The following is a 10216-nucleotide window of genomic DNA, read 5'->3' on the forward strand; positions in this document are numbered from 1 at the left end:
GCTGACACTCGATCGCTTTTCTGGAAATGTTTCGACAAAGATATCCTGATTCTGTCTCATTCCCTTTGTTATACTAAATCCGTTGAGTAACGCACAGAAAACGGGTTTCTCCGAGAAACCCGTTTTCTACTCATGCAAAAGGCAAAACGGAGAATAAATAATCAGTTTTTAATAACTGGATTTAGTATTATTCCCTGTCATCCTTGCTAAGTTAAATGCAAAACAAACCCGGGTAAGACATCTTCCCCAGATAAAGTAGCAGGTAAATTAATAATTTCCACACCGCTATTTAGTCGGTAGATTTCCACCTGCTGCTGTTGCGGATTAATCAACCAACCCAAACGTAAACCACTGGCTAAATATTCGCGCATCTTTTCCCGTAAAGAGATTAAGGAATCAGTACGAGAACGTAATTCAATCACAAAATCGGGACATAAAGGTGGGAACTTTTCTCGCTCTTCTGCGCTCAAAGCTTCCCATCTTTCCCGTTTTATCCAAGCAACATCAGGAGAACGATATCCTCCCTTTGGTAAACGAAAAATTGTCGAAGAACTAAAGACTTTACCAGAATTACTTTGACGATTCCAAATCGTTACATCAGCAATTAAATCAGCTTCTCGATTACCACTATTTCCACCCACGGGAGGCATAATTAATAATTCTCCTTTTTGATTACGTTCTAAATTCCATGTTTGATTAGCCTGACAGAGATGATAAAATTGTTCATCGGTCAGATTAACTGCATCGATATTTAACACTACAGTTTCCATAATCACTTCTCCTTCTTGCTGCTTTATATCATTGATTCATCTCAACCTATTTACCTAATTGACTCTCTAAAAATTCTGGCCAATCGGGATTAGTAGTGTCTAGGGAAATTAGATAGGGTTGTTCCTTTTCATGAAAAGGTTCTGTTTTCTCAATTTGGGCATTTAAAACCTCGATAGTAGCATCAGAAATATCGCCTTTTCTAGCGGCAATCCGTTGTTTTAAAACTTCTATAGGTGCGTGACAATGGACAATATGAAAAGGAATCTGTAAATTTTGGGCATAGGTTAATAAGGGTTCTCGCCAAGCATATTTATCGTAGCGTGCATCGAGAATAACCGGATAACCTAAAGCTATTAAAATTTCGGCTAATTCCGCCAGTCGAGCGAAGGTTTTTTGACTCATTTCGAGACTATATATGTCTAGACTTCCTGTTTGATTTAAGTCAATTCCAGCCAAATGTTTGCGAACTGCATCGGAACGAATCTGAATAGCATTAAGATTTTTAGCAATTACTTTCCCTATGGTACTCTTACCCGATGCAGAAAATCCCGACATCAGAATTAATCTCGGTTTCTGCGGTTGTGTGTACTGCCAAGCTAATTGATAATAATCCTGTGCATCTGCTTTAATTTTCTCAGAAAAAGTGTCACCATCAAGCAGAAAACTATTGACTTTTGCCCTCACATACGCTTGTCTAGTCAGGTAGAGAGGCAAGACTTTTAAACCCTCCCAGTCGGCGGTTTGTTCTAAATAAGTATTCACCAATAAATTAGCGAAATCTTCTCTCCCCCTAGCGGTTAAATCCATGGCTGTAAAAGCAATATCATACATGACATCAACGAAGCGAAAAGATTCATTAAATTCTATGCGATCAAATAATTGTATTTCTCCCTGCCACTGACAGATATTATTTAAATGTAAGTCGCCGTGACATTCGCGAATCATCCCTTTTATTTGTCTTTCCTCTAACCAATCTCGGTGTTCTGCGAAGAATTTATCTGTATAAGCTTTTGTTTCATCGTATTGTTTTTGGGTTTGAACAAAATTAATATATTTCTCGGTTTGTTGGTAGTTTTCATCAAAAGCTTGTTTAATAACTTCTAAATTGCCAAATTGAGTAATATAGGAATTAGTCACAGCTTGTCGATGAAATCCTGCCACTTTTTCAGCCAAAGATTTTATAGCTTTTTCCGTTAGTTCTCCCCGTTCAAAAACTTTACTCAGTAAACATTCTTGGGGAAACTGATTCATTTTTAAAACGTATTCGATCGCTTTTCCTTCTCCATTTAAACTTATGCTACCCTGTTGATCATTAATTGACAAAACTTCTAGATAGATATTATCGGCGACTTTTTTATTTAACTCTAGTTCCTGTTCTAGATAATACTTTCTCTTTTCTAAAGTGGAGAAATCTAAAAAATTATAATTAACTGGTTTCTTGACTTTATAGGCATAATCTCCTGTCAAGAAGATAATTGAAGCATGGGTTTGGATAATTTCAACGGGAATTTTGACAGAATGAGGATAAAAGTCAGGATTTTTTAATTCTTCGATTAATCGATTGCTATCCATAGCGAGAACTCCTATCGGTTGCATCTCATTTGTATAAATTTACTAGGTTGGGATTTTTCCAGGAAAACCCTCAGCTAAAATTGGCTGTTATTTCCGATTTTATCACTTAATCTTTGACTCTTGGGGGATTCTACCCCCCAAACGCTGGAAAGCATTAGCTTTGCAAGTGGGATGCTTACACGGGGTTTTTCATACATTTGTACCAGTTTAAGGATGACTGATAATTGCTGATTGTCGGTAAGCTGTTGACTATCTAAATTACTCGTTAAGACCCCCTAAAAGCGGGGTCAGCTTTAAGACAAGGAATTAGGGGTACAGTTAGTTTGAGATAATTTTGATGCTGACTATTCCTTCTTAAGTTATATTTATAAATATCCCCTCGACAGCTTGAAGATCGAACCTTTATCCAATCTTTACCATCAAAAACCGAGCATTTAGCCATGTTATCGACTATAATCGGCCTAGTACAGAATTTGAACAGGTACAAAGATTTTGGGTTACTCAGGCCTTGAAACCAGAAGATGTGACGCAATTGCCGTTAAGGAACTGTTCCGAATCACACCCAACACTTTATTGAGAAAATAAATTAAGTCAAAGACGAATAAGCCATGACTTTTTGAGGGAGCATATTAACTTATATTTTGTCGAGGTACCGAAAAAATGATTAATGGTTCATCCAATTCCCGTTATCTCCTCATTGTGGAAGATCCTCAAGGGAGAAGAACAATTACCCTAGAAGACATGAAATATTCTCTCGGCCGTAAGTCCGATAATCAAATTGTTCTTCGCTCCAAATACGCGTCTCGCTATCATGCGACTTTAATTAAAAAGAGTATTGATCGCCAAAATTTTTCCTATTGGATTCTTGATGGTGATTTAGAAGGGAATAAAAGTCATAATGGTATTTATGTCAATGGGTCTAAATGCTTGGTTCATGAATTAAAAGATGGTGATTTAATTAACTTTGGCTGTGATATAAATGCCAGTTTTCATTTAATAGCCAGTCAAGAAAAAATAGAGCAAGCACCGGTTAAAAGTTCAGGACAGCTACGAGTGGATCTGACGGAAAATGAAGCAAATTATAGCCAGGATAACCTCCACACGAAAAGTACCCTAATTCTCCATCATTCCCCATCCCAGACCATTAGTTTTGATAACAGGACTCAAGAGGAATCTTTCCTAGATATTCTCACGAATTTGCCTAACCGTTCTCTCTTTAATGAATATCTGTCAAATGCTATTAATAATGCCCAGAAAAGTAATCAAATGCTCGGTCTGTTATTAGTGGATGTAGAGCGGCTAAGAAATGTCAATAATCGACTAGGTTATCGACTGGGAGATAAGCTCTTAAAAATCGTCAGTGAACGGTTAAGAAAAAATTTGAGATCGGGGGATATAGTCGCTCGTTGGGGAGGGGACGAATTTATTATCCTGCTGCCACAAATTAATAATGCTAATGATCTGGAAAAAGTTAGTCAAAGAATTATTAAAACCCTAGAAAATAATTACGAAATCGAAAATCACTCCCTAGCCGTGCGATTAAATTTAGGTTCAGTTATCTGTCCCCCCGTCGGCACAGACAGAAAAATAATTTTACAGAAACTGGAGGAAAATTTAGTAGCGGTCAAGAATAATATCAACAATAATAACTCCAGGATAGAGTCAGTTAATGTTCACCCTAAAAATACTCGTAGTTCTAAAGTTGAATATTTTCTCTATCAGGCAATCAGAAATAATGAATTAGCTCTTTACTATCAACCGCAAGTTAATATGACTCAGGGACAAGTGGAAGGGTTAGAGGTATTATTGCGCTGGTTACACCCTCAATTCGGATTAATCGCTCCTAATCGTTTCTTACCCTTAATCCAAGAAAGCGAGTTAATCCTTGAGCTTAATCGTTGGGTACTGAAAAATGCCTGTCAACAAGCACAAATATGGCAGCAGCGAGGATTATTATACACTCCCATCTCGATCAATCTGTCCCCGCACCAATTGCGGGATCCCCAGTTGCTCACCATCCTCAAAGAAGTCTTGACTGAAACCAAAATCGGGACTTTCTTTCTGGAGATGGAAATAACCGAAACAAGTTTACTAGAAAATAGCAGCGAAACTGGTCGAATTCTTGGGGATTTGCAGGAATTGGGTATTAGTATCACCCTTGATGATTTTGGCAGCGGTTACGCGTCGATCGCCTATCTCGGTCAATTTTCCGTGAAAAAACTGAAAATAGAGCAATCTTTAACGAAAAACCTGAGTAATAATCCCCAAGATACCCGTTTTATCTCGTCATTGTTGGCGATAGCGAAAAGTTTTAACTTAATAGTGATCGCCAAGGGAGTAGAAACCCAACAACAATTAGAAATCCTGCAAGAATTAGGTTGCGAGAGAATGCAAGGCAATCGCATCAGTGGCCCTCTAGCAGTGGAGGAAATGACTAAATTTCTCCACATCCACCGCAGCCTCTCAGTAATCAGTGATCAGTGATCAGTTATCAGATCTGGGTTTTTAGTAAGGAGGAGTAAATAGGGTTTGCGGCAAAAAGCTTTTCCTAGGGGCAGGGTGTGACCCCCCCCAACCCCCCCGACATCGGGGGGGCAGGTGGGGTGTGGGGTTTTACCCATTTTCAGGTGGTCAATTACCTAATTTTCAGGGAAAAATTACCTGAATTTTCCCCCCAATCACTCCAATGGTCGGCACTTTTTGAGGGAAAAAAAGTCTAAAAGCCTTATCCAAAAAGGTTTTTAGATTTATTCAGCAAGCCCTAAATAGCATTAAGTACCTAAGCAAAATTAATTACACATATCTAACCACCTCTTGCCTCTTGCCCCTTGCCTATCTTCACTAGGAAATTAATTTTGCACGACTACTTAACGCTCTTGGAGGGAGTCTGGCAAAAGTCTTACAGTCTCTAAACTCTAGCTCTCTTATGGGGTAAGCCTTCAAGCTATCGCTAACTAACAGAAACCCGAAATTTGAGTTTTTATTAGAAAAAAAGTTAGCGATCACTTGTCAACCAAGGGTTTCAGAATCTGGATTCCGTCGGGGATTTCCGAAAGTTCCAGAAGAGCGTTAACAGTGCTGTCCTTTCACTGATAACTGATAACTGATAACTGATAACTGATAACTGATAACTGATAACTGATTTTGGTCACTGATTCCGGTATGATCTGAACAGAGAATCTAGTATCAAATACCTACTCATTCTAGCGTGAGACTCTTGCCGAACCTGTCAGCAGCAGAAATTTGTGGCGGCGGGGTGCTGCTGGATCCAGAGTCTGGTTTAATTACTACTATGGGTTAACAATTAGTTGTGTATTTAGAGGGAAACTATGGCCAATAAGCCAGAGCGCGTGGTTCTAATCGGTGTAGCTGGGGACTCCGGCTGTGGGAAATCTACTTTTTTACGTCGTTTGACCGATTTATTCGGGGCCGAGTTTATGACAGTGATCTGTTTAGATGACTATCATTGCCTCGATCGCAAACAGAGAAAAGAGGTGGGTGTCACCGCACTCAATCCAAAAGCGAATAACTTTGACCTGATGTATGAGCAGATTAAAGCTCTCAAGGGAGGTCAAGCCATTAATAAACCTATTTATAATCATGAAACGGGGATGATCGATCCCCCCGAAATCATCGAACCGAATAAGGTAATCGTGATCGAGGGACTGCACCCCTTATATGATGAACGAGTCCGGTCCCTATTAGATTTCAGCGTTTATCTCGATATTAGCGATGAAGTCAAAGTTAACTGGAAAATTCAACGGGATATGGCCGAGCGCGGTCACACCTATGATGATGTGATGGCGGCCATTAATTCTAGAAAACCGGATTTCAGTGCCTATATCGATCCCCAAAGACAGTACGCTGACGTGGTGATTCAAGTGCTACCCACCCAATTACTTGAAGATCACGAAAGTAAATTACTACGGGTCCGTTTAATCCAGAAAGAAGGGGTAGAAAACTTTGAACCCGCTTATCTGTTTGATGAAGGTTCCACCATCGATTGGCGGCCCTGTGGTCGTAAATTGACCTGCGCTTATCCCGGTATTAAACTCTACTATGGTCCGGATGGCTTCTTGGGAAATGAAGTGTCGATTCTGGAACTAGATGGTCAATTCGATAACCTGGAAGAAATGATCTACATCGAAAGCCATTTGAGCAAAACCGGCACTAAATACTACGGTGAAATGACGGAATTACTGCTCAAACACAAGGATTATCCCGGTTCCACCAATGGTACGGGTTTATTCCAAGTGTTAGTCGGTCTCAAAATGCGTGAAACCTACGAAAAACTAATGGCAGCCGAAGCAAAAGTGGCAGCCCAAGTCTAGTTTTTAGTTTTGACCGAACCGGCATCCTATATGGTTAGGGTGCCGGTTTTTTTTAAGCCACTAATCCCGATCGCAGGGCCAGCACTGCCGCTTGAGTGCGATCATCCACAGAGAGTTTATTTAAGATATTGCGGACATGGGTTTTCACCGTGCCGATGGTGATATAGAGTCGGCCGGCAATCTGAGCGTTACTGTAACCCGCAACAATCAGATCGAGAATTTCTAGCTCTCGTCCCGTTAGGGGCGCATTTTCCAATAATTGACGACATTCCCGGTCAACGCCGTGAATTGCCACTGTTTTCGCCCCGGCAGCCCCACCCACGGGAACTTTTTGGCGCACTTGTTGCAGGACAATATTGGCGATCGCAGGATCGATCCAGGGATTGCCTTCCTGGGTGCAATAAATCGCCTCGACTAATTTATCGAAAATTTGGGTTAAAACCCCGTCGTTTGACGACGGCTTTTCCTGATTTTTGATGTAGCACTTAAGAACTTCCAGTGGCGCACCTCCTACAGAAGACACAAAATAACTGGGCGACCAAAGAGCGTCTTTCCCGTATGGCTTAGGATACCCAGCTTGTCCATACCTACGACTAGAGACTCCCTTTAAAGAGTTGACCATTACGGAAATAGATAGTTTCGGCGGGTATTCAATCAATGCGTGTATGTGATCAGACTCCCCATTAAATTCCAATATCTGAAAATTCATCTTTTCCGCAACTTCCCTAAAAGACTTTTCAACCAAAGTCAGACTTTTACCAGTAAAGACCTTTCTTCTGTATTTTGTCACACAGACCAAGTGTATCTTTAGATCGGAAACAGAGTTTCTTTCTCTTCGCAACTGACTTGACATTATTAACAGACCTAGTTAAAATAAATACAGACACACACATCTTAACCCAATGAAAGCGAGGTATCAATACCGTATTTACCCAACAGACCAACAAAAGAGGCTTTTGTCTCAGTTGTTCGGGTGTGTGCGCGTTGTCTGGAACGATACCTTGGCTCACTGTCAAGAACTCTATCGACAAGGGGAGAAAAAGCCAAAATATACTGAGTTATCTAAAAGACTAACTCAAGTCAAGAAAACAGAAGAAAAGCGGTGGTTAACTGAGGTTTCTTCTATACCTTTACAGCAGTCTTTGAGAGACTTAGAGACTGCTTACTCTAACTTCTTTGCATCTTGCAAGGGAGAGAGAAAAGGAAGAAAAGTCAAACCTCCTAAATTTAAGAAGCGTAAATCTAAGCAATCAGCAAGATTTACTGACAATGGTTTTACCGTTAACCAGCACTGCGTTACTTTAGCGAAAATCGGTGATCTAAGAATAGTTTGGAGTCGTCCATTACCTTCTAAACCTTCTAGCGTCACCGTGATTAAAGATGCGGCGGATCGCTATTTTCTCAGCTTTGTTGTCGAGATTCAGTCCGAAATACTTCCCAATAATGGGGAGTCAGTGGGAATTGATCTAGGGATTGCTACCTTTGCTACCCTCTCAACAGGAGAAAAGATAGACGCACCGAAACCGTTAAAGAAACGATTAAAACGACTAAGAAAAGCACAGAAAAACCTTTCTAGAAAACAGAAAGGAAGTAAACGACGGGAAAAAGCTAGGAAACGAGTAGCTAAAATCCACGCAAAGATTAAAGACGCTCGCACTGATTTCTTGCATAAACTATCTACTAGAGTTGTTCGTGAAAATCAAACGATAATTTTAGAGGATTTAAACACATCGGGAATGGTTAAAAATCGCAAGTTATCCCGTGCTATATCAGATTTAGGATGGCGTTCTTTCCGAGATATGCTATCGGCAAAATCTGATAAATATGGGCGTGATTTTCGGATAATTTCTCGATGGGAGCCAACGTCTCAGCGATGTTCCTGTTGTGGGAATATCGGCGGTAAGAAAGCATTAAATATCCGTGAGTGGGAATGTCTTTTCTGTGGGACTTTCCATGATCGAGACATCAATGCTGCGGTAAATATCAAGGTCGCCGGTGGGCAATCGGAGACCTCAAAAAACGGACGTGGAGGAAAGTGTAAGACTTCTGTTAAAGAAGCATCATCCCGTGAAGCGTCAACCCAGCGGTCGCTCGTTCAATTAAGTTTGTTTGATCTGCCGGGAATCACCGTCCGGCCCCGGCGGTGAGGATGTCAACGACGCTAATATCCTTCATACAGTAGGAATCAGCCCCAGCAGCAAAAGCCGCTAAAACCAGTTCTGGGGTTTTGTGCATGGTTAGCATGAGGATTTTCGTGGCCAAGCTGTTTTCGCCCCGATTTTGTTGGAAGCGTCGCACTAACTCGATCCCATCGATCGTGGGTAAACCTATATCGATGATCGCCACATCGGGTTTAGTCTCCTCTAGCAGCTTCAGTCCCTGTAATCCACTGATCGCTTCCCCTACCACTTGAATACCTTCCCGATGCTGGAGAGCCGTCACTAACCCCATGCGGGTTAGATCGTGATCCTCTATAACGATAACCTGCACTTTATCCATGTTTTTTCTCCTGCGTTACCGAATCAGGCGATGATTTGATAATTTTGGATTTTGGATTATTAAAGTCCCCCCCAAACATTGACTTCACTCCGTTCCCCCTTCCTTGAATTCCACTTTCTTATCTTCATTCGGCAATCCCCTTTTTCCGGTTTATTTTATTATTTTATTTATATTTACTAAAAGCAGAGCTTGCCAAGATACTTCCCCCCCCCCTAAAATCTACTCAAATCTACCAAAACTTACCGATAATTTTCTCCTTTAATTCTTCTATTATAACATCATGCAAATCTAGATTAGGCAAGGATTAGGCTCTTCTGAGTCCTGTGTGAAAACGAGGTCTATACTGATAGTTTATTTAAGAAAATAGTCCTTAAAGTCTTTCCCGATAAGTATTTGAAATTATATAAGCAAAAATTATCACACAAAGTCGAGAAGAGCCGATTAGTTAACAAAAATACATCTTCGATTTGCTTGGATTTTCAGAGAAGAGAACCAAGCTCTGGTTCAATTAATTTTTTAGTCTATTGGGACTTAGGCATTTTCGGTCTCGGTCAAAAAAAGGATACATTTGGAGACTCATTAGGATTATTAAGCAAGGAGGCAAAATTATTTGTAGGATGGGTTAGCGGTAGCGTAACCCATGCCGGCGTTGGGTTTCATGCTTCAACCCAACCTACGTTCTCAACAAAAATATTTTAAGTCAACAAAAAAGATACATTTGGAGATTAATTAGGATTATTAACTGAATAATAGTATTTAACTATAGATAAAAGTAAATCTTAATCATTATATTTATTGATGTTATCGTTATATGCCATTTTGGTTTATTTGTCAATAGTGATCTTACCCATTTTCTCCTTGGCCATCACCTCCAATTGGATTGAGGCAGAATTTTTCCCCACTGTGCCAAGGGAGTTGCGTGGGAATAATATCCCAATCGATCGGAGGGCGCAAGCTTTGCGCCCCTACAGTAACGGATTTTGTCCACAATGTAGGGGCGAACTGCGTTCGCCCAAAAGGTACATTATCAAAGCGCAAGTCCC

At 40.5% G+C, this 10216-nt stretch carries 6 protein-coding genes and 3 pseudogenes; 3 read left to right on the forward strand and 6 right to left on the reverse strand.

Annotated features, from left to right (window positions below):
* Window positions 1–206: 206 nt before the first annotated feature.
* Together IM515_RS12530 and IM515_RS12535 are read right to left on the reverse strand one after the other, a co-directional pair.
* Window positions 207–770: a Uma2 family endonuclease gene (locus IM515_RS12530; RefSeq protein ID WP_002768063.1), complete on the reverse strand. Its 564-nt coding sequence runs from the start codon at window positions 768–770 to the stop codon at window positions 207–209.
* A gap of 46 nt (window positions 771–816) precedes the next feature.
* The gene (locus IM515_RS12535) at window positions 817–2343 is read right to left on the reverse strand and encodes a bifunctional aminoglycoside phosphotransferase/ATP-binding protein (RefSeq protein WP_287627211.1); all 1527 of its coding nucleotides are present in this window, start codon (window positions 2341–2343) and stop codon (window positions 817–819) included.
* A 660-nt stretch (window positions 2344–3003) separates the two neighbouring features.
* Here IM515_RS12535 and IM515_RS12540 point away from each other — a divergent pair.
* Together IM515_RS12540 and IM515_RS12545 are read left to right on the forward strand one after the other, a co-directional pair.
* Window positions 3004–4827, forward strand: a complete 1824-nt coding sequence (locus IM515_RS12540; protein WP_002768060.1) for an EAL domain-containing protein — start codon at window positions 3004–3006, stop codon at window positions 4825–4827.
* A gap of 845 nt (window positions 4828–5672) precedes the next feature.
* Window positions 5673–6674, forward strand: coding sequence for a phosphoribulokinase (locus IM515_RS12545; RefSeq protein ID WP_287627212.1), 1002 nt, complete (start codon window positions 5673–5675; stop codon window positions 6672–6674).
* A 52-nt stretch (window positions 6675–6726) separates the two neighbouring features.
* Here IM515_RS12545 and IM515_RS12550 read toward each other — a convergent pair whose 3' ends face one another.
* Together IM515_RS12550 and tnpA are read right to left on the reverse strand one after the other, a co-directional pair.
* Window positions 6727–7014, reverse strand: a complete 288-nt coding sequence (locus tag IM515_RS12550; RefSeq protein ID WP_287627217.1) for a helix-turn-helix domain-containing protein — start codon at window positions 7012–7014, stop codon at window positions 6727–6729.
* Between the two features lie 114 nt (window positions 7015–7128).
* Window positions 7129–7527 (reverse strand): annotated as a pseudogene (gene tnpA, locus IM515_RS12555) (IS200/IS605 family transposase); the annotation flags it as partial.
* Between the two features lie 49 nt (window positions 7528–7576).
* Between tnpA and IM515_RS12560 the strand changes: the two are divergent.
* Complete coding sequence (locus IM515_RS12560) at window positions 7577–8821, forward strand: RNA-guided endonuclease InsQ/TnpB family protein (RefSeq protein ID WP_287627213.1); 1245 nt, start codon at window positions 7577–7579, stop codon at window positions 8819–8821.
* On the opposite strand, the pseudogene IM515_RS12565 reads toward IM515_RS12560, so the two are convergent.
* Both IM515_RS12565 and IM515_RS12570 read right to left on the reverse strand, forming a co-directional pair.
* Window positions 8814–9173: pseudogene (locus tag IM515_RS12565) on the reverse strand (response regulator); the annotation flags it as partial. The gene IM515_RS12560 and the pseudogene IM515_RS12565 overlap by 8 nt on opposite strands.
* An 843-nt stretch (window positions 9174–10016) precedes the next feature.
* Window positions 10017–10216 (reverse strand): annotated as a pseudogene (locus IM515_RS12570) (hypothetical protein); the annotation flags it as partial.

Origin of the sequence: Microcystis sp. M44BS1 (assembly GCF_020244875.1) — a bacterium.
GTDB lineage: Bacteria > Cyanobacteriota > Cyanobacteriia > Cyanobacteriales > Microcystaceae > Microcystis > Microcystis panniformis.